This window comes from Mitsuaria sp. CC2 (assembly GCF_048957715.1).
In the GTDB taxonomy this organism is placed as follows: Bacteria; Pseudomonadota; Gammaproteobacteria; order Burkholderiales; family Burkholderiaceae_C; genus Roseateles.
Genome location: NZ_JARVXN010000005.1, coordinates 221976 through 247333, shown reverse-complemented (window position 1 = coordinate 247333; position 25358 = coordinate 221976). Strand labels below are relative to the sequence as shown.

Below are 25358 nucleotides of genomic sequence, written 5' to 3'. Positions count from 1 at the left end.
GACTTGAGCCAACGTTCCGCCCCATCGCCCTCCGCCGCACGCGCCGCCTTCGTCCAGGTCCGCGGCGCCCGCGAGCACAACCTCAAGAACGTCGATGTCGACGTGCCGCGCGACGCGCTGGTGGTGTTCAGCGGCGTGTCGGGATCAGGCAAGTCCTCGCTCGCCTTCGGCACGATCTACGCGGAAGCGCAACGGCGCTACTTCGAATCGGTCGCACCCTACGCGCGCCGGCTCATCGACCAGGTCGGCGTGCCCGCGGTCGATTCGATCGACGGCCTGCCGCCCGCCGTCGCGCTGCAGCAGCAGCGCGGCACGCCGAGCGCGCGCTCGTCGGTGGGCAGCGTGACCGGCCTCTCGTCGCTGCTGCGGATGCTGTACTCGCGCGCCGGGCGTTATCCCGCGAAGCAGCCGATGCTCTACGCCGAGGACTTCTCGCCCAACACGCCGCAAGGCGCGTGCCCGCATTGCCACGGGCTGGGGCGCGTGTACGAGGTCACCGAGGCCTCGATGGTGCCCGACGACACGCTCACCATCCGCGACCGCGCCGTGGCCGCGTGGCCGCCGGCCTGGCACGGCCAGAACCTGCGCGACATCCTGGTCACGCTCGGCATCGACGTCGACAAGCCCTGGCGCGAGCTGCCGCGAAAGACGCGCGACTGGATCCTGTTCACCGACGAGCAGCCTACCGTACCGGTGTACGCCGGCTTCTCGCCCGCCGAGACCAAGGACGCGCTGAGACGCAAGATGGAGCCCAGCTACCAGGGCACCTTCAGCAGCGCGAAGCGCTACGTGATGCACACCTTCGCGACCACGCAGAGCGCGCTAATGAAGCGCCGCGTGTCGCGCTACCTCATCGGCGGCGCCTGCCCGGTCTGCGACGGCAAGCGCCTCAAGCGCGAGGCGCTGGCGGTGACCTTCGGCGGGCTCGACATCGGCGCGCTGTCGCAGTTCCCCCTGGCGCAGCTGGCGGATCACCTCGGCGACGCGGCCACCGACGGACTCAGCGAGGAGAAGCGCCTCGCGGCCAGGCGCCTCGTCGACGACGTGCTGATGCGACTGCGTCCGCTGCTGAGCCTGGGGCTCGGCCATCTGTCGCTGGAACGCGCCACGCCGTCGGTGTCGCCCGGCGAGCTCCAGCGGCTGCGCCTGGCCACGCAGATCTGCTCCAACCTCTTCGGCGTCGTCTACGTGCTCGACGAGCCGTCGGCGGGGCTGCATCCGGCGGACGGGGAATCGCTGCTCGCCTCGTTGCGCGCGTTGAAGGCCGCGGGCAACTCGATCTACGTGGTCGAGCACGATCTCACCCTGATGCGGGCCGCGGACTGGATCGTCGACGTCGGCCCGGCGGCCGGCGAGCTCGGCGGCGAGGTGCTCTACAGCGGGCCGCCCGACGGCCTGCGCGGCGTCGCGGCGTCGCGCACCGCGGCCTATCTCTTCCCCGATGCCGCCGGCGCCAACGAGGACCCGGACCGTGCGGCGGGGACCGCCGGTACGCGACGCCGTCGCGAAAGACGCGCGCCGAAGGACTGGCTGCGGCTCGAAGGCATCACGCAGAACAACCTCGTCGACGTCGACGCCGCGTTCCCGCTCGGCGTGTTCACGGCGGTCACGGGCGTGTCGGGCTCGGGCAAGTCGTCGCTGGTCAGCCGTGCGCTGGTGGAGCTCGTCGGCGCCCATCTCGGCCATGAGCCGGTCGCAGCGGAAGATGACGAGGACGCCGAAGGCGGCACCGACGTCCTGTCCGCGACGGGCGGCCGGATCGCCGGCGGCGCCGACACGATCCGTCGCCTGGTGCAGGTCGACCAGAAGCCGATCGGCCGCACCCCGCGTTCCAATCTCGCGACCTACACGGGACTGTTCGATCACGTGCGCAAGCTGTTCGCCGCGACACCGGCAGCCCGCGCCCGCAAGTTCGACGCGGGGCGCTTCTCCTTCAACGTCGCAAAGGGGCGCTGCGAGACCTGCGAAGGCGAAGGCTTCGTCAGCGTGGAGCTGCTGTTCATGCCCAGCGTCTTCGCGCCCTGCCCCGCCTGCCACGGCGCGCGCTACAACGAGGCGACGCTGAAGGTCCGCTACCGCGAGCGCAACATCGCGGACGTGCTCGGGATGACGGTCGACGCCGCGTTCGAGTTCTTCGCCGAGGAACCGGCGCTGGCGCGGCCGCTCGGCTTGCTGAAGGGCATCGGGCTGGGTTATCTGCGGCTCGGCCAGCCCGCGACGGAGCTGTCCGGCGGCGAAGCGCAGCGCATCAAGCTCGTCACCGAATTGCAGCGCACGCAGCGCGGCCACACGCTCTACGTGCTGGACGAGCCCACCACCGGGCTGCATCCGTCAGACGTCGACAAGCTGATGGCACAACTGCGCGACCTGGTCGACGCGGGCCACACGGTCGTCGTCGTCGAGCACGAGATGCGCGTCGTCGCCGCAGCGGATTGGGTCATCGACCTCGGGCCCGGCGCGGGAGGTGACGGCGGCAAGATGGTCGTCGCAGGAACGCCGGAGGACGTCGCGGCGCACGCGGCGTCGCGCACGGCCCGGCATCTGAAGGCGGCGATCGACGGACCGCGTTGAAGCCGATCAGCGGCTCGATCAGCGGCTCGGCTGGAAACCCTCGGGATCGAGGGCGAACTGCCACGCACTGGAGCGCTGCAGCGCTTCCTTCAAGGCCCGGGAACTCGGCCGCACGAGCGCAGAGAGTTCCTCGCTGAAGAACTCGCAGCCGAGCGCGTGGGCGACGTCGCAGACGACCTCGATGAAGTGGTCTGTCTCGCCGGCGCGGGCATCCAGCCGCGCGTGCAGTTCGTAGCGGCCATCGGGGTCGGACACCATGTCGATGCAGTTGCCCGCCTCGTTGCCGAAGTAGCGCCAGCCCTCGAGCATCGGCGTGCTCGGCCCGACGCGGCTCGCGAGGTAGTGCATGACGTCGGAGCGCGAGGACGGCAGCCACGACGCCGCCGCGCCGCCCTGCGCGAAGGCCAGATCGAATTGCCAGACGGACATGACGGAGGTGCATGAGTCCGAGGAGACTCGATGCTACGCCCCCGTCCTCGCGCTTGTCATGCTGCGCCGCGGCAATGCCCGCGAGGGCATGTCGCGCTCGCGGCAACGCCGTCTGCGGCGGTCTGCTGGGACGGTCTACTGAGGCGCGGCTTCCGGCTGCAGCACGAACTCGAACGGACGCAGCAGACGATTCACCGCTTCGGCGAAGAGCACGGGCGGGCGGTCGTCGTCGGCGAGCAGCTGGCTGCGATGCGCGGCCAGGGCGATGCGCTTGTCCTGCAGTGCCCGCGCATTCAGCGGCAGACGACGCATCCGATGCCAGGGCACCGCGGTGTCGCCGGGACGCGCCCAATGCCAGGCCCAGATGGGGATCTCGATCAGCGTGGCGCCCGTCAGCAACGCGGCGCGCGCGCAGGCGCGTCCGGTGGCCTCGTGGTCTGGATGGCCGTCCAGCCGCCACGAGGTGAGGAGCACATCGTCGGGCCGCAGGCGCCGGCAGAGCTCAAGCACGAGATCGTCCTCGTGATTGGTGACGCGGCCGTCCGGCACGCAGAGCGAATGAACGGGGACGTGCAAGCCCAGACGCCGGAGCCCGGAGGCCCGTTCATGGCGGCGCTGCACGGCCAACCGCGCCGGCGTCCATCGTTCGGACCCGGGGTGGCTGGCTTCGCCGTCGGTGACGGCCACGAGTTCCACCGGAGGCGCCGGGGCGCGATCGGGCGGCAGGCCGGCGCGGTGGCGCGTCACGAGCAGCGACAGCAGGCCGCCGCAGCCGAGCACCTCGTCATCCGGGTGCGGCGCGACGACGACGGCGCGCCGGCCCTCCGGCACCAGTTCGTCGAGCGAGGTCAGCGGCGCGCCCCACAGCGGCTGCCATTGGCGCCAGGCCCACTCGGGCGTGCCCTCGCCGTCGATGTGGCGTTCGGAAGGCGGTCGCAACAGCGACTCCGCGGGGATGAGGCCGACGGGCATGCCCTCGTTCACGTTCCGGAACGGGCGTCGATGCATCAGAGCGTCCATGGCGTGGCGGTTCCTTCCTGATTTCGGTATGCCAGGCAACCGGCTCGCGGTCGCCCAGGCTTGGCGAAGGAACAGTGGCAAAGGGCCTGCCAGCCTTATGAAACGGTTTGTGTCGGACGCTCGCGGAGAACCCGCGGCCTGAACGGCCTATGCGGCCTCGCGTGGCTGAGCGGTCGCTCAGGCGTAGGTGTTGATATTGCGGCCGAGCGTGCCTTCGGCGGCGAGCGCAGGGGCCTGCGGCAAGGCTGCGAGGAGCGCGGCGGCGCCGGCTTCCTGCGTGTCCATGGCTTTGCGGAGCACCAACAGGCCGGCGGCATTGCCGACCGAGCCGGGCGCGCTGTTGGAGGCAGCACTGACTGCTGCCGCGACGCTGGGGGAGTTGGTGATGTTCATGACTTCAATATCGGCTATTCCGGCGCCAGCTTGAAGTGATGAACCAAGAAAAAGGCCCGGACGCAACGTCCGGGCCTTTTCAGGAAGATGGTGGAGCCGGCGGGAATTGAACCCGCGTCCGCAAGCCTTCATCGGGCAGTTCTACATGCTTAGCTTTCTGATTTGGTTCTCACCTGCCCGGTCGCGCAGAAGCACGCTACCGGACGAGCCAGCACCCTAAATCTCGCCGTCACCCAAGGTGCACGAATGACAGCCAGCCAATGTGAATAACCTCTCTGTGTCAGGACTTGCGTCCCGTCACCCGGCCCATCGGCCAACCGGTGAGAGGTCCGCGGGGTTTAAGCCGCGAGAGCGTACGTTTGATCGTTCGCAGTTGGTTTGTTCCAGATGGATTTACGAGGTGCCTGGCCCTCGGCATGCCCTACTCCAAATCCGTACCCACGTCGAAACCAGGTCGGCCCCAGAGAGAGAAGTCTCACATTATGCCTGTCCGTCAGACTTCAAGAGCCCGATCTCGTCGACTTCATCAAAGAGTCTTCAAAGACTCGCTTCGAAGTTCGACAGGCGTTTGAATCGACGCGCTCAGCGCGCCGACTTCAGCCAGTCGATCAGCTGCGACGGCGCGTCCACGACCACGTCCGCCCCCCAGGCGTCGATCGGCTCGCCATCGCCGAGGTAACCCCAGCGCACCGCCACCGTCGGCATGCCCGCCGCACGACCCGCGAGGATGTCCCTCGCATCGTCGCCGACGTAGATGCACTCGTGCGGCGGCACGCCCGCACGTCGCGCCGCCTCCAGCAGCGGCGCCGGATGCGGCTTGCTGTGCGGCGTCGTGTCGCCGCCGATGACCGCCGCCGCCCGCGCATCCCATCCCAGCCCGCGCGCCAGCGGCAGCGCGAAGCGCTCGGACTTGTTGGTCACGATGCCCCAGCTGAGGCCGTCGTCCGACAGCGACTGCAGCATCGCGGCAATGCCGTCGAACGGGACGGTCGCGCGGAGCAGTCGCTGCTCGTAGCGATCAAAGAATTCATCGCGCAGCGCGGGGAACGACCTCTCCATCGGGGACACGCCGAACGCCACTCCCATCATCCCGCGCGCGCCCGCACCGACCATCGGCCGCAGGCGCTCGAACGGGACCTCGGGCAGGCCACGCGCCGCCAGCATCTCGTTTGTCGCTCCCGCCAGGTCGGGCGCGCTGTCCACCAGCGTACCGTCCAGGTCGAACAGCACCGTCCGGATGGTCGTGCGCAGCGGCACACCGACCGGCGAGTTCAGCATCACCGTGCTCATGCGGGACGGCGGCAGGCCAGCAGGTAGTTCACGTCGGTATCCGCATTCAACGCATAACGCTGCGTGATCGGATTGAAGGTCAGTCCCTTGGCGGCCTGCACTTCCAGGCCGGCATCGCGGCACATCTGCGCCAGCTCCGACGGACGAATGAAACGCGCGTATTCATGCGTGCCCGCCGGCAGCATGCGCAACACATATTCGGCGCCGACGATCGCGAAGAGGAACGACTTGGCATTGCGATTCAGCGTCGACAGGAACACCCATCCGCCCGGCTTCACCAGTTGCCCGAGCGCGGTCACCACCGACGCGGGATCGGGCACGTGCTCCAGCATCTCCATGCAGGTCACGACATCGAAGGACGCCGGCTTCTGCGCCGCCAGATCCTCGACTGCGATCTCCTCGTAGGCGACGTTCTCGGTGCCCGCCTCCATCGCGTGCAGCTCGGCCACGCGCAGCGACTTCGTCGCCAGGTCGATGCCCAGGACGTTCGCGCCCTTGCGTGCCATCGCATCGGCCAGGATGCCGCCACCGCAGCCGACGTCCAGCGCCGTCTTGCCTTGAAGGCCGCACAACCCGTCGATCCAGTTCAATCTCAATGGATTGATCTGGTGCAGCGGCTTGAATTCACTTTCGGTATCCCACCAGCGGTGGGCCAGCTCGCTGAACTTCTCGAGCTCTTTTGCATCGACATTCGCCATGGGCCTTATGGTAGCCGAGCACAATGCCACCACGGAGCCACATCGCACAGATTGCCGATGTCATGCACCCTCCCGGGCGCCTCCCCGCATGACGCCGCCATGAAAAAACCCCGCGAGCCTTGCGGCTGGCGGGGTTTGTCGATTGGCGACCGGAGTCGCCAATACCTCGTCGCTTACTTGACGGCGCGCGTACCGACCACTTCGATTTCGACGCGGCGGTTCTTTGCGCGGCCTTCCGCGGTCTTGTTGTCGGCGATCGGCTGCTTCTTGCCCTTGCCTTCGGTGTAGACGCGGTTCTTTTCCAGACCCTTCGTCACCAGGTACTGCTTGACCGATTCAGCACGCTGAACCGACAGCTTCTGGTTGTAGGCGTCGGAACCGATGCCGTCGGTGTGGCCGACAGCAATGATCACTTCCAGGTTGATGCCGCCGGTCTTGGAGACCAGGTCATCCAGCTTCGCCTTCGCTTCAGGCTTCAGGACAGCCTTGTCGAAGTCGAAGAAGGCATCAGCAGCGTACGTGACCTTCTCGCTCGTCGGAGCGACCGGCACCGGCACGACGGCCGGAGCCGACGGCGTCGCCGCCGGAGCCGACGGCGTGGCGGCCGGAGCCACCGGAGCAACCACCGGCTTCAGCGCGCCGTCGCAGTCCTTGGCAGCCGTGGCCGGCGTCCAGAATGCATCGCGCCAGCACAGTTCGTTGGTACCGTTCTTCCAAACGGTGCCATCGGTAGCGCGCCAGTTATCCACGGTTTGGGCCATAGCACCCGAGGTGGCGACGGCGGCGACAGCGAAGAGCGCTGCCACGCGGTTCAATTTCTTCATGATTCTCCTCTCAAGGAAAGCCGCAGTTGCCCTGCGAAACGTCCAATGTCGGAACTAAAACCTCAGGAGTCTCCCCGACCAAGGGTTTCTCCTAGGGACGAACCGATTGTGCCATAGGGCAACAGGACGTCTGCATTCTCACGGCAGGCGCGACTTCCGTTGATGAACCTGTTGCAGAAGCACGACAAGCGCACGCAATTAGAATCACCGTCTTCCGATCTCACCAGAGGCCGCGCACTTCCCTGCGCGCCCCACGCGCATGACCCAGTTCGCCAAGGAAACCCTGCCGATCAGCCTCGAGGAGGAGATGCGCCGCTCCTACCTCGATTACGCGATGAGCGTGATCGTCGGCCGCGCCCTGCCCGACGCCCGCGACGGCCTCAAGCCGGTGCACCGGCGCGTGCTCTTCGCGATGCACGAGCTGAACAACGACTGGAACCGGCCCTACAAGAAGTCGGCCCGTATCGTCGGCGACGTCATCGGTAAATACCACCCGCACGGCGACAGCGCCGTGTACGACACCATCGTGCGGCTGGCGCAGGACTTCTCGCTGCGCCACATGCTGGTGGACGGCCAGGGCAATTTCGGCTCGATCGACGGCGACAACGCCGCCGCCATGCGATACACCGAAATCCGCCTGTCGAAAATCGCCCATGAAATGCTGGCCGATATCGACAAGGAAACCGTCGATTACGGTCCTAACTACGATGGCAGCGAGAAAGAACCGCTGGTATTGCCGGCCCGCCTGCCGAATCTGCTGATCAACGGTTCGTCCGGTATCGCGGTCGGCATGGCGACGAATATCCCGCCGCACAACCTGAACGAATCGGTCGACGCCTGCCTGCACGCGCTGAAGAATCCGGACTGCTCGATCGACGAGCTGATGGAGATCATCCCGGCACCGGACTTCCCCACCTCCGGGATCATCTACGGCCTGAACGGCGTGCGCGAGGGCTACCGCACCGGCCGCGGGAAGGTCGTGATGCGCGCCAAGGTCCACTTCGAGGACATCGACCGCGGCCAGCGCCAGGCGATCATCGTCGACGAGATCCCGTACCAGGTGAACAAGAAGACCCTGCTCGAGCGCATCGCCGAGCTGGTCCAGGAAAAGAAGATCGAAGGCATCAGCCACATCCAGGACGAGTCCGACAAGGACGGGATGCGCGTGGTGATCGAGCTCAAGCGCGGCGAGGTCCCGGAAGTCGTCCTGAACAACCTGTACAAGCAGACGCAGCTGCAGGACAGCTTCGGCATGAACATGGTGGCGCTGATCGACGGTCAGCCCAAGCTGTGCAATCTGAAGGACCTGATCACGGTCTTCCTGGAGCACCGCCGCGAGGTGGTCACCCGCCGCACCGTCTTCGAGCTGCGCAAGGCCCGCGAACGCGGCCATGTGCTGGAAGGCCTGGCCGTCGCGCTGGCCAACATCGACGACTTCATCGAGATCATCAAGCGCAGCCCCAGCCCGCCGGTCGCCAAGGCCGAGCTGATGGCGCGCGCCTGGGATTCGTCGCTGGTGCGCGAGATGCTGTCGCGCGCCGAGGGTGAGACTGCCGGCGGCCGCAACGCCTACCGCCCGGAAGGCCTGCCCGCCCAGTACGGCATGCAGGAGGACGGCCTGTACAAGCTGTCCGACGACCAGGCCGGCGAGATCCTGCAGATGCGCCTGCAGCGCCTGACCGGGCTGGAGCAGGACAAGATCGTCGGCGAGTACCGCGACGTGATGGCCCAGATCGCCGACCTGCTCGACATCCTGGCCACGCCCGCCCGCGTGACCACCATCATCGGCGACGAGCTGACCTCGGTCCGCCAGGAATTCGGCCAGACCAAACTGGGCGCGCGCCGCAGCGTGATCGAGCACAACGCGCAGGAACTCGGCACCGAGGACCTGATCACCCCGACCGACATGGTGGTGACGCTCTCGCACACCGGCTACATCAAGAGCCAGGCGCTGAGCGAGTACCGCGCGCAGCGCCGCGGTGGTCGCGGCAAGCAGGCCACCGCCACGAAGGACGACGACTGGATCGATCAGCTCTTCATCGCCAACACCCACGACTGGATGCTGTGCTTCAGCAACCGCGGCCGCGTGTACTGGCTCAAGGTCTGGGAAGTGCCGCAAGGCTCGCGCAACGCGCGCGGCAAGCCGATCGTCAACATGTTCCCGCTGCAGCCGGAAGAGAAGATCAACGTCATCCTGCCACTGACCGGCGAGTTCCGCTCCTTCCCGGAAGATCACTTCATCTTCTTCGCCACCGCGCTGGGCACCGTCAAGAAGACCTCGCTGAAGGACTTCAGCAACCCGCGCAAGGCCGGCATCATCTCCGTCGACCTGGACGAGGGCGACTACCTGATCGGCGCCGCGTTGACCGACGGCCAGCATGACGTGATGCTGTTCTCCGACGGCGGCAAGGCGGTGCGCTTCGACGAGGATGACGTCCGCCCGATGGGCCGCCAGGCCCGCGGCGTGCGCGGCATGATGCTCGAGCCCGACCAGCGCCTGATCGCCATGCTGGTGGCCGAGGACGAAACCCAGAGCGTGCTGACCGCCACCGAAAACGGGTACGGCAAGCGCACCAACATCGCCGAATACACCCGCCACGGCCGCGGCACGAAGGGCATGATCGCCATCCAGCAGAGCGAGCGCAACGGCAAGGTCGTGGCCGCGACGCTGGTCCGCCCGGAAGACGAGATCATGCTGATCACGGACACCGGCGTGCTGGTGCGCACGCGGGTTGCCGAGATCCGCGAACTGGGTCGCGCCACGCAGGGCGTGACGCTGATCTCGCTGGACGAGGGCGCGAAGCTCTCGGGCCTGCAGCGCATCGTGGAAAACGATGCGGTTGAATCGCTCGAACCGACAGAATCGACCGATGCGGACGCCTCCGGCGCCGCCGGTACCGATGCCGGCGACGCCAAGGGCGACGCCGGCGACTCCACCCCCGACGTGAAGGAATGACCTTGTTGCTGAAGTCCATCCAAGCCGGCGCCATCGCCGCCTCGCTGCTGGCGAGCCCCGTCGTCTTCGCGCAGAAGGCTGACAGCCCGCAGTCCAAGAAGGACGTCATCGCGAAAATCCTCAAGATCCAGCAGCCCGCGATCGAGGCGCTGACCATGGGCGTGCTGAGCCGCCCGGTCAACGAGCTGGCCGCCAAGGCCGCGCCGGCGCTGCGCAACGTGCCGGAAGCCAAGCGCGAAGCCACCGCCAAGCAGATCGACGCCGACCTGCGCAAGTTCCTGGAAGACAACGCCAAGCCGCTGGTCGACAAGGGCATGAAGCTGGCCCCGTCGACCATGGGCGTGGCACTGGACGAGAAGTTCACCGAGGACGAACTCAAGCAGCTGCTGGCCTGGCTGGAATCGCCGGTGAGCAAGAAGTTCGCCGAGTCCTCGCAGGAACTGCAGAGCCTCTACACGAAGAAGCTGATCGACGACAACGGCAAGCAGCTCGACGAGAAGTTCACCGCGCTGCAGCAGAACATCGCCAAGCAGCTCGGCCTGGAAGCCGGCCCGGCGCCCTCGGGCGCGGCCTCGGCCCCGAAGCTGAACACCAACAAGCCGGCCACCACGCCGAAGAAGTAAATCTCCCGCACGCTCATGCCCGCTGTCCGCCCGTTCAACTTCTCCGCCGGTCCCGCCGCTCTCCCGCAAGAGGTCCTGAGCCTGGTGGCCGAAGAGATGCTCGACTGGCACGGCTCCGGCATGAGCGTCATGGAGATGAGCCACCGCGGCCGCGAATTCATCTCGATCTATGAGGCCGCCGAGGCCGACCTGCGCGAGCTGCTGCAGGTGCCGGCGAACTTCCGCATCCTGTTCATGCAGGGCGGCGGCCTGGGCGAGAACGCGATCCTGCCGTTGAACCTGTCCCGCGGCGGCGCCGTCGACGTCGTCGTCACGGGTTCCTGGTCGAAGAAGAGCGCGGGCGAAGCGAAGCGCTATGCCGACGTCAGGATCGCCGCGAACGCCGCCGAGCTGGACACCACCGGCGGCCGCTACCTCGACATTCCCGAACCCTCGACCTGGCAGCTCCGCAAGGACGCCGCCTACGTCCACGTCTGCACCAACGAGACCATCGACGGCGTCGAATTCCAGACGCTGCCCGACCTCCAGGCGCTGGGCATCCATGCCCCGCTCGCGATCGACTTCTCGTCGCACGTCGCCTCGCGCGCGGTCGACTGGTCCCGCGTCGGCATCGCCTTCGCCGGCGCGCAGAAGAACATCGGCCCCGCCGGCCTGACCCTGGTCATCGTCCGCGAGGATTTGCTGGGCCACGCGCTCCCGATCTGCCCCTCCGCCTTCGACTACAAGATCGTGGCCGAGGCGCAGTCGATGTACAACACGCCGCCGACCTTCGGCATCTACGTCGCCGGCCTGGTCTTCCAGTGGCTCAAGCGTTTCGAGTACGCCGGCAAGACCGGCCTCGCGGCGATCGAGCAGCGCAACATCGACAAGGCCGCCCTGCTCTATCAGGCGCTGGACGGCTCCTCGCTTTATGAGAACCGTGTCGCGGCGCATTGCCGCTCGCGGATGAACGTTCCTTTCTTCCTCCGCGACGAGCGTCTGAACGACGCCTTCCTGGCCGGCGCCAGGGAACGCGGACTGCTGCAACTCAAAGGCCACAAGTCGGTGGGCGGCATGCGGGCATCGATCTACAACGCGATGCCGCTGGAGGGCGTACAAGCCCTGGTGAGCCACCTCCACGACTTCGAGACCCGACATGGCTGACACGCCGACCCCTTCCACGCCGATCGAGCCGATCGATCCGGACCAGACCGCGGGCACCATGCCGCCCGCGCCGGTCGCCGATCCCGAACTGCTCGCGCTGCGCGACCAGATCGATGCGCTCGACGCGCAGCTGCTGACGCTGCTGAACCAGCGCGCGCACGTCGCCGAGCAGGTGGGCGAGATCAAGCGCCGCGACGGCACGCCCTTCTTCCGTCCCGACCGCGTCGCGCAGGTGATCGCCAAGATCAAGGGCGCCAACCCCGGCCCGCTGAAGGGCGACCACGTCGCCGCGATCTGGCGCGAGATCATGTCCGCCTGCCTGGCGCTGGAGTCGCCGCAACGCGTCGCCGTGCTGGGCCCGTTCGGCACCTTCTGCGAGCAGGCCGCGATCGAGTACTTCGGCGGCGCCGCCGACCTCATCTACTGCAACAGCTTCGACGAGGTCTTCCACGCGACCGCCTCCGGCAGCGCGCAGTACGGCGTCGTCGGCGTCGAGAACATGACCGAGGGCGTGGTCACGCGCTCGCTCGACCTGTTCCTGCACACGCCCACCCACGTGGTCGGCGAAGTCAGCCTGCTGATCCGCCACAACCTGCTGCGCAAGGAGAACACGCTCGAGGGCGTGGAAGCCGTGCTCGCCCACCCGCAAGCGCTGGCGCAATGCCAGAACTGGCTGTCCAAGCACCTGCCCAACGCCGAGCGCCGCGCCGTCTCCAGCAACGCCGAAGGCGCGCGGCTCGCCGCACAGAACCCGGCCTACGCCGCCATCGCCAGCGAACGCGCGGCAACGCTCTTCGGCCTGCACATCACCGCGCACGCGGTGCAGGACGAGGCGTACAACCGGACCCGTTTCGCCGTGATCTGCCTGCCGCAGACCATGGCCACCCCCCCGGCCACGGGGCGGGATTGCACCAGCCTCATCGTGTCCGTGGCGAACCGCCCCGGCGCGATGCATGATCTGCTGGTTCCTTTGAAGAAGCATGGCGTGTCGATGACACGCCTGGAATCGCGCCCGGCCCGCACCGGTCAGTGGGAGTACTACTTCTACATCGACCTGGACGGCCACCCGTCGCAGCCGCACGTCGCGGCCGCGCTGGCGGAACTGCGGGAGCTGTGCGCGTTCTACAAGGTCATCGGCGCCTACCCGCTGAAGTCCTGACGCTGACGTCTGAGCGAAAGAGGTTTCTCGCGATGTACAACCAACTCGGCGTGATCGGTTGCGGCCTGATGGGCGGATCGTTTGCGCTGGCCATGAAGAAAGCCGGCCTGGTGCGCCGGGTGGTCGGCTACAGCAAGAGCCCGTCCACCACCGAGACCGCCCGTCGCATGGGCGTGATCGACATCGCCGCCGAATCCGCGCTGCTGGCCGTCTCCGGCTCGGACATCGTGCTGCTGGCCGTGCCCGTCGCCGCCACCGAATCGACGATGAAGGCGATCCGCCACCTCGTGCGCGCCGACGTGCTGCTGATGGACGTGGGCTCGACCAAGAGCGACGTGGTCGACGCCGCCAAGCGCGCGCTGGGCAAGCAGTTCTCCAGTTTCGTGCCCGCGCACCCGATCGCCGGCAAGGAAAGCGCCGGCGTGCAGCACGCCGACGCGGCGCTGTACCAGGGCCGCCAGGTCATCCTGACCCCGCTGGAGCAGACGAAGCCGGAGATGGTGCAGAAGGCGACCGACCTCTGGTCGGCGCTGGGCTGCCAGGTGCTCAAGATGGCGCCGCATCATCACGACGAGGCCTTCGCCGCGGTCAGCCACCTCCCGCATCTGCTCGCCTACGCGTATTTCAACTCAGTGCAGAAGCAGCCGTCCGGCCGCGACTTCCTGAGCCTGGCCGGCCCTGGTTTCCGCGACTTCACACGCATCGCGGCCAGCGATCCGACCATCTGGCGCGACATCCTGGTCGCCAACAAGCAGGACCTGCTGACGCAGTCGCAGCGTTTCCGCGAAGCGCTGGACCAGATGGAGCAGGCGATCCGCGAAGGCGACGCCCACGCGTTGGAAGCGATGATCCGCCAGGCGTCCGAAGGCCGCGCGCAGTGGCAGCTCGGCGCCCCGGCGCCGTCGTCATCGTCGTCCAAGTCCAAGTAGCCCGACCCCGTCCCCTTCGTCCGTTCCCACCCTTTCCCCGCCGGCACGTCGCGCGTGCCCGGAGCGCGCCAGGTACAAGATCCCATTCCTGGACCTGCCGCCGCTGCGCGGCGCCGCCGGCACCATCCCGCTGCCCGGCTCCAAGAGCATCTCCAACCGCGTGCTGCTGCTGGCCGGGCTGTCCGACGGCGTGACCCGCGTCCACGACCTGCTGGACTCGGACGACACCAAGGTCATGCTCGCCGCGCTGCGCGAGCTCGGTTGCCGGCTCGAGACCGGCGCCGACGGCGTGCTGTCGGTGACCGGCATCGGCGGGACGCTGCGCACGCAGGAGGCCAAGCTCTTCCTCGGCAACGCCGGCACGGCCATGCGTCCGTTGACGGCCGCGCTCGCGCTGCTGGCGGCAACCCAAGGCGGCCGCTTCGAACTCTCCGGCGTGCCCCGCATGCATGAGCGGCCGATCGGCGACCTCGTCGACGCACTGCGCGCGCTGGGCTGTCCGATCGACTGCCTGGGTCAGGAAGGTTATCCGCCGCTGCGTCTGAACGGCCCCGCCGCGCTGACCCTCGACGCCCCCGTGCGCGTGCGCGGCGACGTCTCCAGCCAGTTCCTCACCGCGCTGCTGCTGGCGCTGCCGCTCGTGGCCACGAACGACGTCGTCATCGAGGTCACCGGCGAGCTGATCTCCAAGCCCTACGTCCACATCACGCTGGCACTGCTGGCGCGCTTCGGCGTGAACGTCCGGCGTGACGACGACTGGCAGCGCTTCGTGATCCCCGCCGGCAGCCGCTACCGCTCGCCGGGCGAGGTGCACGTCGAGGGCGACGCGTCGTCGGCGTCCTACTTCGTCGCGCTCGGCGCAATCGCCGCCACGCAGGCGCCCGTGCGCATCGAAGGCGTCGGCTCGACCTCGGTGCAGGGCGACGTCCGCTTCGTCGAGGCGGCCCAGGCGATGGGCGCCCGCGTCGAGATCGGCCCGAACTGGCTCGAGGTCCGCCGCGGCGCCTGGCCGCTCAGGGCGCTGGACCTGGACTGCAACCACATCCCCGACGCCGCGATGACGCTGGCCGTGATGGCGCTCTACGCCGACGGCCCGACGACGCTGCGCAACATCGCCTCGTGGCGCGTGAAGGAAACCGACCGCATCGCCGCGATGGTGGCGGAGCTGGGCAAGCTCGGCGCGCAGGTCGAGGAAGGCCCAGACTGGCTGCGCGTCCACCCGCTGAAGGCCTGGAAGCCGGCGGCCATCCACACCTACGACGACCACCGTGTGGCGATGTGCTTCTCGCTGGCCGCCTTCAACGGGCTGCAGGACGACCGGCAGGGTCCGGCGTTGCCGGTGCGCATCCTCGATCCGCAGTGCGTCGCCAAGACCTTCCCGGACTATTTCGAGACGCTGTTCGGCGTCGTGCGCGCGGACGCGGCCGACATCCCCGTCATCACCATCGACGGTCCGACCGCCTCCGGCAAGGGCACGCTGACGGACGAGGTCGCGCAAGCGCTGGGCTACGACGTGCTGGACTCCGGGGCGCTCTACCGGGTGACCGGCCTGGCCGCCTCGCGCAAGGGCATCCCGCTGGACGACGGCGACGCGGTGGCCGCCGTGGTCCCGACGCTGGACCTGAAGTTCGAAGCCGGTCGCGTGCTGCTCGACGACGAGGACGTCTCCGGCGACCTGCGTCAGGAGGCGACCGGTCTGATGGCTTCCCAGGTGGGCGCCCATCCGGCGGTGCGGCGCGCGCTGCACCAGCTGCAGCTGGACTTCCGCCGCCTGCCCGGCCTGGTGGCCGACGGTCGGGACATGGGCACCGCCATCTTCCCGGACGCGCCCTTGAAAGTCTTCCTCACGGCGAGCGCCGCCACGCGGGCAGAGCGGCGCTACAAGCAATTGATTTCCAAGGGGATTTCGGCTAATATCGAGAGCTTGCGCGCTGATCTGGAAGCGCGGGACGCTCGCGACAAAGGTCGCAGCGCCTCGCCGCTCCAGGCCGCCGCGGACGCGATCGAGCTGGACAACTCGCAGCAGACCATCGGGGAATCCCGTGACCTGGTGTTGAGCTGGTGGAGCGAACGGCGTCCGTTCAAGGCCTGAGGCCTGAGGCCTGACCCTCGCGGGTCCCGAATCACCGGTTCGGCACGCAAGACAGGAGCGTCACCCCTCCCTCCGGACGTCAGTCCACTGGGGGTGGCGCGTTCTACAACCTAACCCGCAAGTCCGCTTGCAACACATGCCCTCGCACCTCTCGGATCAGGCTGCCTGAGTCACGCTCCCGTGCTCACGCCGCCGGACGCTCTGTGCCTGGCAAGGAAATCTCACATGTCCCAAATGGAATCTTTCGCCGCCCTGTTCGAGGAATCGCTGCAGAAGTCGAACATGCGCGCCGGCGAGGTCATCTCGGCTGAAGTCGTCCGCATCGAGCACAACTTCGTGGTCGTCAACGCCGGCCTGAAGTCCGAAGCCTACGTGCCCGTCGACGAGTTCAAGAACGACCAGGGCGAAGTCGAAGTCCAAGTCGGTGATTTCATCTCGGTCGCCATCGACGCGATCGAAAACGGCTACGGCGACACCATCCTGTCGCGCGACAAGGCCAAGCGCCTGGCCTCGTGGCTGTCGCTGGAAACCGCCCTGGAGTCGGGCGATTTCGTGACCGGCACCGTCTCCGGCAAGGTCAAGGGCGGTCTGACCGTCCTGGTCAACGGCATCCGCGCCTTCCTGCCCGGTTCGCTGCTCGACACCCGCCCGGTGAAGGACATGAGCCCGTTCGAGGGCAAGACCATGGAGTTCAAGGTCATCAAGCTGGACCGCAAGCGCAACAACGTTGTGCTGTCGCGTCGCGCGGTGGTCGAGGCTTCGATGGGTGAAGAGCGCGCCAAGCTGCTGGAAACGCTGACCGAAGGCGCCATCGTCAACGGCGTGGTCAAGAACATCACCGAATACGGTGCGTTCGTGGACCTGGGCGGCATCGACGGCCTGCTGCACATCACCGACATGGCGTGGCGCCGTGTCCGTCACCCGAGCGAAGTGGTGACTGTCGGTCAGGAACTGACCGCCAAGGTCCTGAAGTTCGACGCCGAGAAGAACCGCGTCTCGCTGGGCCTGAAGCAGCTGGGCGACGACCCGTGGTTCGGCGTGTCGCGCCGCTACCCGGCCAACACCCGCCTGTTCGGCAAGGTCACGAACATCGCCGACTACGGCGCGTTCGTCGAGATCGAACCCGGCATCGAAGGCCTGGTGCACGTCTCCGAAATGGACTGGACCAACAAGAACGTCGCGCCTTCCAAGGTCGTCTCGCTGGGCGACGAAGTGGAAGTCATGGTCCTGGAGATCGACGAAGACAAGCGTCGCATCTCGCTGGGCATGAAGCAGTGCCGCGCCAACCCGTGGGAAGAGTTCGCCGAGAACGTCAAGCGCGGCGACCGCGTCAAGGGCCCGATCAAGTCGATCACCGACTTCGGCGTGTTCGTGGGCCTGGCCCAGGGCATCGACGGCCTGGTGCACCTGTCCGACCTGTCGTGGAACGAGCCGGGTGAAACCGCCGTCCGCAACTACAAGAAGGGCCAGGAAGTCGACGCCATCGTTCTGGCCGTGGACGTCGAGCGCGAGCGCATCTCGCTGGGCATCAAGCAGCTGGACGGCGATCCGTTCACGACCTTCGTCTCGGTCAACGACCGCGGCATGATCGTGACCGGCAAGGTCAAGACCGTCGACGCCCGTGGCGCCGAGATCGACCTGGGCGAGGAAGTCACCGGCTATCTGCGTGCTTCGGAAATCGGCCGCGACCGCGTGGAAGACGCCCGCAACGTGCTGAAGGAAGGCGACGAAGTCTCCGCCGTGATCGTCAACGTCGACCGCAAGTCGCGCAGCATCCAGCTGTCGATCAAGGCCAAGGACAGCGCGGACGAACAGCAAGCCATGCAGCGTCTGTCGCAGACCAACGAGCGTGAAAACGCCGGCACGACCAGCCTGGGCGCCCTGCTGCGCGCCAAGCTGGACAACCAGAACAACGGCTGATTGTCCTGACCGCCGGGCGTGGCGCGCGAGCGTCATCTCCGGCCTCAAGAGAATCCCTTGTTCTGGCGGGAGGCAGGCTGAGTTAGCCTGCTTTCCCAGACGCCAATTCGACGCACAAGCGCGTCGACAGGCTCGCTCCAAGGCGAGCCTGTTTTTCTTCAGATGCCGACGACCATGACCCGATCCGACCTGGTGGCCCACTTGTCCGAGCGCTTCGGCCAGCTCACGCAACGAGACACCGAGTTCGCGGTCAAGACCATCCTGGACGCGATGTCCGACGCCCTGGCCCGCGGCCACCGCATCGAGATCCGCGGCTTCGGGAGCTTCTCGATCAACCGCCGTCCGCCCCGCATGGGCCGCAACCCGCGCAGCGGCGAGCAGGTGCTGATCCCCGAGAAGCTGGTGCCCCACTTCAAGCCGGGCAAGGCCCTGCGCGAAGCCGTGGACGCGCAGCTGCCCGTCACGGACGACAACCAGCAGGCCGCCTGACCCACACCGTTCCGGGCACTGCACTCCCCAGACAGAAGGCGTCGCGATCCGCGGCGCTTTTTTTCGTCCGTCTCCGCCGCGCCGTCAAGACACCGGGACGGTGGGCGGCTGAATGTATTCAGGGGTTAACACGCCCTGCCATCCGTCATGGCGTACCCCGCACGCGCCTAGAATCGCCCCCCATGCGAATCCTGGTCTGGCTCTTCAGAGCATTCCTGTTCTTCTGTCTCTTCGCCTTCGCGCTGAACAACAGCCAGGAGGTCGTCGTGCACTGGTTCTTCGGCCAGTCCTGGCGCTCTCCGCTGGTGATCGTGGTGCTGCTGACCTTCGGGTTGGGCTGCGCCTTCGGCGTGCTGGCGATGGTCCCGGCCTGGTGGCGCCACAAGCGCGCTGCCGCACGATCGCTCCCTCCGGCGGACGACCTGCCGCCCCCTTCGGCGACCGCGACCGCCAACGACCCCAAGATCCCCGATGGAATTTGATCTCAGCTGGCTGCTGATCGGCGTGCCCCTGGTCTTCGGACTGGGCTGGCTGGCGTCCAGGCTGGACGCGCGCCAATGGAAACGCGAGCAGCGCGACGCGCCGCGCGCCTACTTCAAGGGCTTGAACCTGCTGCTCAACGAGCAGCAGGACAAGGCGATCGACGCCTTCATCGAGGCGGTGCAGGCCGACCCCGACACCTCCGAGCTGCACTTCGCGCTGGGCAACCTGTTCCGCCGCCGCGGCGAGTACGAACGCGCCGTGCGCGTGCACCAGCACCTGCTCTCGCGCGGCGACTTGCCGAAGTCCGAGCGCGACCGCGCGCAGTACGCGCTGGCGCAGGACTTCTTCAAGGCCGGTCTGTTCGACCGCGCCGAGTCCGCCTACGAGGCGCTCAAGGGCACGGCCTTCGACCACGAGGCCGCGCTGGCGCTGCTGTCGCTGTACGAGCGCTCGCGCGAATGGGCGAAGGCGGCCGAGGTGTCCGAGCAGCTCGAGGCGGCCGGCACCGGCAGCTTCGCGAGTCGCATCGCCAACTACTGGTGCGAGCTGGCGCTCGAAGCCCAGGCCCGTCAGGACGAGCCGCAGGCACGTCGCTGGCTGGACCAGGCCCGTGAGCGTGCGCCGCAGTCCGCGCGAGCCTACGTGCTGCTCGGCCAGATGCTCGCGCGCCAGGGCGACCAGGCAGGCGCGATGGGCCTCTACGGCGATCTGCTGCGGGCCAATCCCGACGCCTTCAACCTCGTCGCGCGCGACTATGCGCTGGCGGCCCAGGCCACCGGCACGGCGCCGCAGGCGCTGGCGCTCATCGAGGCCCAGTACCGCCGCCATCCGAGCATGGCGCTGCTGCAGGCCATCGCGCAGCTGGAGCCCGCGCCCGAGGCGCAGCGCCGCCGCCTGACCGAGCACCTGCGCGTCGAGCCGGCGCTGTCGGCCGCGACGCAGCTGCTGCAGCAGAGCCAGGCCCGCCAGCAGCCGCTCGACGACGACGAGGCCCAACTGGTCGGCACCGCGCTGCAACGCGCCGTGCGGCCTCTGCAGCGCTACCGCTGCGCCGCCTGCGGCTTCGAGTCGCAGCACTACTTCTGGCAATGCCCGGGCTGCCTCAGTTGGGACAGCTACCCTCCCCGCCACGTCGAAGAGCTCTGAGCGCCCGATGACCACCCCGATGAGCTCCGCCCCGGCCGCACCGGTCCCTGCCTCCGGCGACCGTGTCATCCTCTGCATGAAGTGGGGCACCAAGTACGGCCCCGAGTACGTCAACCGCCTCTACGCGATGGTGCGAAGGCATCTGCGCGGCGACTTCCGCTTCGTCTGCCTCACCGATCGCGGCGAGGGCGTGCGGCCCGAGGTCGAATGCCTGCCGATCCCGCCGCTGGACCTGCCGCCGGGCAGCCCGGAGCGCGGCTGGACCAAGCTGACGACCTTCAGCGACGACCTGGTGCAGAAGTACGGCCTGCGCGGCACGGCGCTGTTCCTGGACCTCGACGTCGTGATCGTCGACGACATCACGCCCTTCTTCGAAGAGCCCGGCGAGTTCCTCATCATCCACGACTGGAAGCGCCCCTGGCGCATCACCGGCAATTCCTCGGTCTACCGCTTCACGCTGGGCGCCCACCCCGAGGTGCTGGTCAAGTTCCGGCGCGAGTTCGACGCGATCCGCCAGCAGTTCCGCAACGAGCAGGCCTACCTGTCCGACGAGATGCACCGCAAGGGCCTGCTGACGTACTGGGACGACCGCTGGTGCGCGAGCTTCAAGTACCACAGCATCCCGCGCTGGCCGATGAACTACTTCCAGGCGCCCTTCATCCCCGACGGCGCGCGGATCCTGATCTTCCACGGCGTCATGAACCCGCCCGACGCGCTGGCCGGACGCAGCAACGGCAACTGGCGCCGGCCCAAGCCCGCGCCCTGGATCGCCGACCACTGGCACGAGTGAGCCCCGCACCATGAGCGGCCCTCTTCCATCCCCGTCCCCCGCGCCATCCGTCCGGCCCGGCTCGGCCACGAAAGCGCCCGCCGACGCGGCGACGCCCTGGCTGTCCGTGCTCATCCCCGTCCACAACGTCAAGGACTACCTGCGCGAATGCCTGGACTCGGTGCTCGCGCAGGCGGATGCCGGCGTCGAGGTGCTGATGGTGGACGACTGCTCCACCGACGGCTCCGACGAACTGGTGCGCACGCTGGTCGCCGCTCACGCCGGCGGGCCGGTCAAGGTGCAGGGACTGTTCCATGCGCAGAACCAGGGGCTCTCCGGCGCGCGCAACACGATGCTGCAGGCCGCGCGCGGCGAGTACGTCTGGTTCCTGGATTCCGACGACTACCTGATGCCCGGCGCGATCCCGCGCCTGCGCCAGGTGGTCCAGGGCCACGCCCCCGCGCTGGTGCTGTGCGACTTCTTCATGCTGCGCGCGCCCATGAAGCTCAAGCACCGGCTGCGCGGCGAGCTCCACCGGCACACCTTCGCGGGCCCTGAACGCCAGCTGATGCGCGATCCGTCGCGGCTGATGCAGGGCCTGTTCGAAGCGGGCCAGATGCACAGCTGGTCCAAGATCGCCAGACGCAGTGTCTGGGGCGAACAGGTGCGCTTCCCGGTCGGACGCTACTTCGAGGACATGGCGACCACGCCGCTGCTCGCGCTGCTGGCCGAGAGCGCCTGGTACGAACCGGAGGTCTGGGTGGCCTACCGGCAGCGGGCCGGCTCCATCCTGAGCACGCCCAACGTGACCAAGGCGGAGCATCTGGCCCATGCGCTGGCGAACCTGCGCGACGCGGCTGCGAGCGCTCCGCTCGACGAGGCCGCGCGGTTCGCCTGGGCGCACTTCGCGGCGCGCAATTTCATCGGCGCTTCGCGCATGGCCGACAAGGCCCTGCCCGACGGCTGCGCGGGCCAGGTGGCGATGTTCCGGCAAGCCTTCGAGGAAGCGTCCCCGATCCCGCTGCGCGCGCTCGACCGCGCTTACAAGCGCCGCGGCTGGTTCGTCCGCGCGATGCGACTGCGCTACTGGCTGCGCCGGGCCGAGGACCAGCAGCGCGCAGCCGCAGCCTGAGGGTCGACGGGCAAGTCGCGCCTCAGGCCTCAGCGGTCACAACGCCATCAGCATGTCCTCATAGCGCCGCATCATGAGGTCGACGCCATGCTCCTCGATCGCGCGCACCCGCGCCGCCGCGCCGAGCCGAGCGGCCAAAGCCGGATCGCGCAGCAGGCGTTCCAGCACGCCCGCCAACGCTTGCGGATCGGCCTCTGGCACCATCAGTCCGGTGCGTCCGTTTTCGATCACGCCCTCGACGCCCGGGACCAGCGAGGCCACGCACGCGCAGCCCGCCGCCATCGCCTCCAGCAGCGCCAGCGGCATGCCTTCCCAGTGCGTCGACAGCACGAAGATCTGCTGACTCATCAACAGTCCAGGGATGTCGCCGTGATGCCCGAGGAAACGCACCTGGTCGTCCAGCCCCAGCTGGCGGGTCAGACGCTCGGTGGCGCGCCGGTAGGCCTCCTTGCCGCCGCCGGCCAGATGCAGCACCGGACGCAGGCCGCGATCGCGCAGCAGCGCCAGCGCGCGGATCAGCGTCTGCGGATCCTTCTGGCGGGCGAAGCGGGCCGACATCACGATGCCGGCCTCGCGCCGCTCGACCGGATGGTCGTCGGCGGTGGCGAATCGATCGAGCCGGATCCCGTTCGGAATGGCGGTCGTCTTGGCTTCGGGCATGCCCAGGTCGACGAGCCGTCTGCGGACGCCCTCGGACACGCCGACCAGCCGCGCGCTGACCTCGCTCAGCCGACGTGCCTGCGCGCGCTTGCAGCGGGTGTACCGCTCGCGCGAGTTGTGCTCGACCTGCACCAGCACCGGCACGCCGGCCAGGCGCCCGGCGCGGCGGCCGAGCAGATGTTCGGGAAAGCCGTGCGCCATCATCACGTCGGGGCGCAACTGCTCGCAGAGCCGGCGCAGTGCCCAGATCGTCGCCAGATGCGCCCAGCCGGGCACGACGTACACCGGCAGGCCCTGGTCGCGCAGCGCCTGGATGCGCGCCAGCTTGGTGGCGTTCTCGGTGCGCCTCTTGCGGCGCAGGACCAGGATGGGCGCGATGCGCTCGCTCTTGAGCTGCGCCAGGCACAGATCGACGGCCACCTGCGTGGCGCCGGAGAAGCCGCCGGTCACGAAGTGCAGCACGCGGCGACGCTCGGGCGCCGACGGGGCGCTCGGGGAAATCTCAGACATCGCGGCAGTGTATGCGGGGCACGTTCGGTTACCGGCGGCGGTTCTCCGACCACCGAAGATGCCCGGTCAATGCGCGCCAGATCCCGAGGTACTTCGATGAAACTGGCGTCAAAATGCGCACAAACGGAGAACGGCCCCGGGCCGCAGAGTGATGAAGACTGATTACCTGATCGTCGGCGCCGGCTTCGCCGGCTCGGTGTGCGCGCGGGTGCTGGCCGAGGCCGGCAAGACCGTCCACCTGATCGACAAGCGTCCCCACATCGGCGGCAATGCCTACGATGCCCGCGACGCGCACGGCGTGCTCATCCACCCGTACGGGCCGCACATCTTCCACACGAACGCGAAGAAGGTCTTCGAGTACCTCTCCCGCTTCACCACCTGGCGCTTCTACGAGCATCGCGTGCTGGCGAAGGTCGGCGAGCAGCTGGTCCCCATCCCCATCAACCGCACGACGATCAACACGCTCTACGGTCTGTCGCTGACCGAGGACGAGGTCCAGGGCTACCTGGAGACGGTGCGCGAGCCGCGCGACCCCATCCAGACCAGCGAGGACGTGGTGCTCAATAGCGTCGGCCGCGACCTGTGCGACAAGTTCTTCCGCGGCTACACGCAGAAGCAGTGGGGGCTGGACCTGTCGCAGCTCTCGGCGGGCGTGGCCGCGCGCATCCCGACGCGCAGCAACGACGACGACCGCTACTTCGCCGACAGCTTCCAGTTCATGCCGGCGGACGGTTACACCGCGATGTTCGAGCGCATGCTGGACCATCCCGGCATCACGGTCCGCACCGGCGTGGACTTCCAGGACGTGCGGGGCGACTTCCCCGGCGCGCACATCGTCTACACCGGCCCGATCGACGCCTACTTCGACCATTGCCACGGCGCCCTGCCCTACCGCAGCCTGCGCTTCGACCACGAACACCTGCCGACCACGGCACAGGTGCAGACGGTCGGCACGGTCAACTACCCCAACGATCACGACTACACCCGCATCACGGAGTTCAAGCACCTGACCGGCGAGACGCACGCGGGCACGTCCATCGTGCGCGAGTACCCGCAGGCCGAAGGCGATCCGTACTATCCGGTGCCGCGCCCCGAGAACGAGGCGCTCTTCAAGAAGTACGCGGAGATGGGCGAGCAGGCGCAAGGCGTGACCTTCGTCGGCCGCCTGGCGCAGTACCGCTACTACAACATGGACCAGATCGTCGCCGCGGCGCTGAAGACGGCCCAGGACCTGCTGGACGGCACCGGAGCGGCATGATCGGACTGGAGGCCCCCGCCGCGACGCCCCCGCGTCGCGGCACGCGCAACCTTGTCATCCTGCGCGCGGGAGACGCGTCGCTGCATGCGGGCTGGATCGCGCAGCGCGACCGCGACTTCGACCTGTTCGTGAGCTACTTCGGCAAGCAGCCGGGCATGCATCAGGCCGATGCCGACTATTACGAGCACCGGCCGGGACCGAAATGGTCCTGCATCGCGGAACTGCTGGCCGAGCATCCGGCGCTGATCGACCGCTACGACGCGTTCTGGTTCCCGGACGACGACCTCGCGGCGACGACCGACACCGTGAACCGCATGTTCGCGTTGTTCCGCGGCTTCAGCCTGTCGATGGCCCAGCCGGCGCTGACGCGCGACTCGTACTACACCTGGCCGATCGTGCTGGAACGTCCGGAGTACCTGATGCGCCACGTCGACTTCGTCGAGGTGATGGCGCCGCTGTTCGACCGCGCCACGCTGCGCGCGTGCCTGAAGACTTTCTCCATGAGCCGCAGCGGCTGGGGACTGGACTGGATCTGGCCGACCATGGCCGGCAAGGGGCGCACGGATTCGATCGCGATCATCGATGCCACGCCGGTGCGCCACACGCGGCCGCTGGGCGGCGACCTCTACCGCAACCATCCCGAGCTTGATCCGCGTCAGGACGAGGCGCGCCTGCTGGCCGAGTTCGGCCTGGTCAAGCACCGCTGGTCGGGCAAGTTCCGCGTGTACAGTGTGATCGCCCGCCAGCCGCCGTCGCTGGGCGACCGCTGGCGCATGGCGATCAACCGCCTGAAGGCGGCGCATCGCTACAAGCGGGCACTCCGCAAGGGCCGCGTGACGCAGCCCATCGCCCCGACCTGATCCC

At 68.0% G+C, this 25358-nt stretch carries 22 protein-coding genes and 1 other RNA gene; 15 read left to right on the top strand and 8 right to left on the bottom strand.

Translation table 11 applies throughout. From position 1 onward, the window contains the following. The first annotated feature begins 3 nt into the window (after window positions 1-3). Window positions 4-2571 carry an excinuclease ABC subunit A gene (locus PV762_RS03630; protein ID WP_421033647.1) on the top strand — a complete coding sequence of 856 codons (2568 nt, stop codon included), beginning with the start codon at window positions 4-6 and terminating at the stop codon, window positions 2569-2571. An 18-nt stretch (window positions 2572-2589) separates the two neighbouring features. Here PV762_RS03630 and PV762_RS03625 read toward each other — a convergent pair whose 3' ends face one another. The 7 genes from PV762_RS03625 to ompA form a co-directional block, all read right to left on the bottom strand. After that, entirely contained in the window at window positions 2590-3000 is a 411-nt protein-coding gene (locus tag PV762_RS03625; RefSeq protein WP_421033646.1) for a hypothetical protein, read from the bottom strand. Between the two features lie 135 nt (window positions 3001-3135). Further along, on the bottom strand, window positions 3136-4020 hold the full coding sequence (locus PV762_RS03620) for a PIG-L deacetylase family protein (RefSeq protein ID WP_421033645.1): 885 nt from the start codon (window positions 4018-4020) through the stop codon (window positions 3136-3138). A gap of 177 nt (window positions 4021-4197) precedes the next feature. After that, window positions 4198-4413 (bottom strand): putative motility protein, encoded by a 216-nt coding sequence (locus tag PV762_RS03615; protein ID WP_421033644.1) that lies wholly within the window; start codon window positions 4411-4413, stop codon window positions 4198-4200. Between the two features lie 88 nt (window positions 4414-4501). Continuing rightward, window positions 4502-4875: a transfer-messenger RNA gene (gene ssrA, locus PV762_RS03610) on the bottom strand. A gap of 120 nt (window positions 4876-4995) precedes the next feature. Continuing rightward, a complete protein-coding gene (gph, locus tag PV762_RS03605) occupies window positions 4996-5703 on the bottom strand; it encodes a phosphoglycolate phosphatase (RefSeq protein WP_421033643.1) in 708 nt (235 codons plus the stop codon). Continuing rightward, window positions 5700-6401: a bifunctional 2-polyprenyl-6-hydroxyphenol methylase/3-demethylubiquinol 3-O-methyltransferase UbiG gene (ubiG, locus tag PV762_RS03600; RefSeq protein WP_421033642.1), complete on the bottom strand. Its 702-nt coding sequence runs from the start codon at window positions 6399-6401 to the stop codon at window positions 5700-5702. The genes gph and ubiG overlap by 4 nt, the downstream gene beginning before the upstream one ends. Before the next feature lie 173 nt (window positions 6402-6574). Continuing rightward, a complete protein-coding gene (gene ompA, locus PV762_RS03595; RefSeq protein ID WP_421033640.1) occupies window positions 6575-7225 on the bottom strand; it encodes an outer membrane protein OmpA in 651 nt (216 codons plus the stop codon). Between the two features lie 259 nt (window positions 7226-7484). On the opposite strand from ompA, the gene gyrA reads away from it, so the two are divergent. From gyrA to PV762_RS03535, 12 genes are all read left to right on the top strand, one after another. Next, entirely contained in the window at window positions 7485-10181 is a 2697-nt protein-coding gene (gyrA, locus tag PV762_RS03590; RefSeq protein ID WP_421033639.1) for a DNA gyrase subunit A, read from the top strand. Continuing rightward, window positions 10178-10804, top strand: coding sequence for a DUF2059 domain-containing protein (locus PV762_RS03585; RefSeq protein ID WP_421033638.1), 627 nt, complete (start codon window positions 10178-10180; stop codon window positions 10802-10804). The genes gyrA and PV762_RS03585 overlap by 4 nt, the downstream gene beginning before the upstream one ends. Window positions 10805-10819: 15 nt before the next feature. Continuing rightward, window positions 10820-11947 (top strand): 3-phosphoserine/phosphohydroxythreonine transaminase, encoded by a 1128-nt coding sequence (serC, locus tag PV762_RS03580; protein ID WP_421033637.1) that lies wholly within the window; start codon window positions 10820-10822, stop codon window positions 11945-11947. A 58-nt stretch (window positions 11948-12005) separates the two neighbouring features. Next, window positions 12006-13106 carry a prephenate dehydratase gene (pheA, locus tag PV762_RS03575; protein ID WP_421033723.1) on the top strand — a complete coding sequence of 367 codons (1101 nt, stop codon included), beginning with the start codon at window positions 12006-12008 and terminating at the stop codon, window positions 13104-13106. 32 nt (window positions 13107-13138) lie between these two features. Further along, window positions 13139-14035 (top strand): prephenate dehydrogenase, encoded by an 897-nt coding sequence (locus tag PV762_RS03570; RefSeq protein ID WP_421033636.1) that lies wholly within the window; start codon window positions 13139-13141, stop codon window positions 14033-14035. A 79-nt stretch (window positions 14036-14114) separates the two neighbouring features. Continuing rightward, complete coding sequence (locus PV762_RS03565) at window positions 14115-16127, top strand: bifunctional 3-phosphoshikimate 1-carboxyvinyltransferase/cytidylate kinase (RefSeq protein ID WP_421033722.1); 2013 nt, start codon at window positions 14115-14117, stop codon at window positions 16125-16127. A gap of 234 nt (window positions 16128-16361) precedes the next feature. Further along, on the top strand, window positions 16362-18047 hold the full coding sequence (gene rpsA, locus PV762_RS03560; RefSeq protein ID WP_421033721.1) for a 30S ribosomal protein S1: 1686 nt from the start codon (window positions 16362-16364) through the stop codon (window positions 18045-18047). 174 nt (window positions 18048-18221) lie between these two features. Then, window positions 18222-18536 (top strand): integration host factor subunit beta, encoded by a 315-nt coding sequence (locus tag PV762_RS03555; RefSeq protein WP_421033635.1) that lies wholly within the window; start codon window positions 18222-18224, stop codon window positions 18534-18536. 182 nt (window positions 18537-18718) lie between these two features. After that, window positions 18719-19018 carry a LapA family protein gene (locus tag PV762_RS03550; protein WP_421033634.1) on the top strand — a complete coding sequence of 100 codons (300 nt, stop codon included), beginning with the start codon at window positions 18719-18721 and terminating at the stop codon, window positions 19016-19018. Continuing rightward, entirely contained in the window at window positions 19008-20165 is a 1158-nt protein-coding gene (lapB, locus tag PV762_RS03545; protein ID WP_421033633.1) for a lipopolysaccharide assembly protein LapB, read from the top strand. The genes PV762_RS03550 and lapB overlap by 11 nt, the downstream gene beginning before the upstream one ends. A 7-nt stretch (window positions 20166-20172) precedes the next feature. Further along, a complete protein-coding gene (locus PV762_RS03540; RefSeq protein WP_421033632.1) occupies window positions 20173-20955 on the top strand; it encodes a glycosyltransferase in 783 nt (260 codons plus the stop codon). A gap of 10 nt (window positions 20956-20965) precedes the next feature. Then, the gene (locus PV762_RS03535) at window positions 20966-22066 is read left to right on the top strand and encodes a glycosyltransferase family 2 protein (RefSeq protein ID WP_421033631.1); all 1101 of its coding nucleotides are present in this window, start codon (window positions 20966-20968) and stop codon (window positions 22064-22066) included. A gap of 36 nt (window positions 22067-22102) precedes the next feature. On the opposite strand, the gene PV762_RS03530 is transcribed toward PV762_RS03535, so the two are convergent. Next, window positions 22103-23236, bottom strand: coding sequence for a glycosyltransferase (locus PV762_RS03530; protein ID WP_421033630.1), 1134 nt, complete (start codon window positions 23234-23236; stop codon window positions 22103-22105). A 151-nt stretch (window positions 23237-23387) separates the two neighbouring features. Here PV762_RS03530 and glf point away from each other — a divergent pair, with 151 nt between their 5' ends. Both glf and PV762_RS03520 read left to right on the top strand, forming a co-directional pair. Further along, entirely contained in the window at window positions 23388-24494 is a 1107-nt protein-coding gene (glf, locus tag PV762_RS03525; protein ID WP_421033629.1) for a UDP-galactopyranose mutase, read from the top strand. Then, window positions 24491-25354, top strand: coding sequence for a hypothetical protein (locus PV762_RS03520; RefSeq protein WP_421033628.1), 864 nt, complete (start codon window positions 24491-24493; stop codon window positions 25352-25354). The genes glf and PV762_RS03520 overlap by 4 nt, the downstream gene beginning before the upstream one ends. The last annotated feature ends 4 nt before the right edge of the window (window positions 25355-25358 follow it).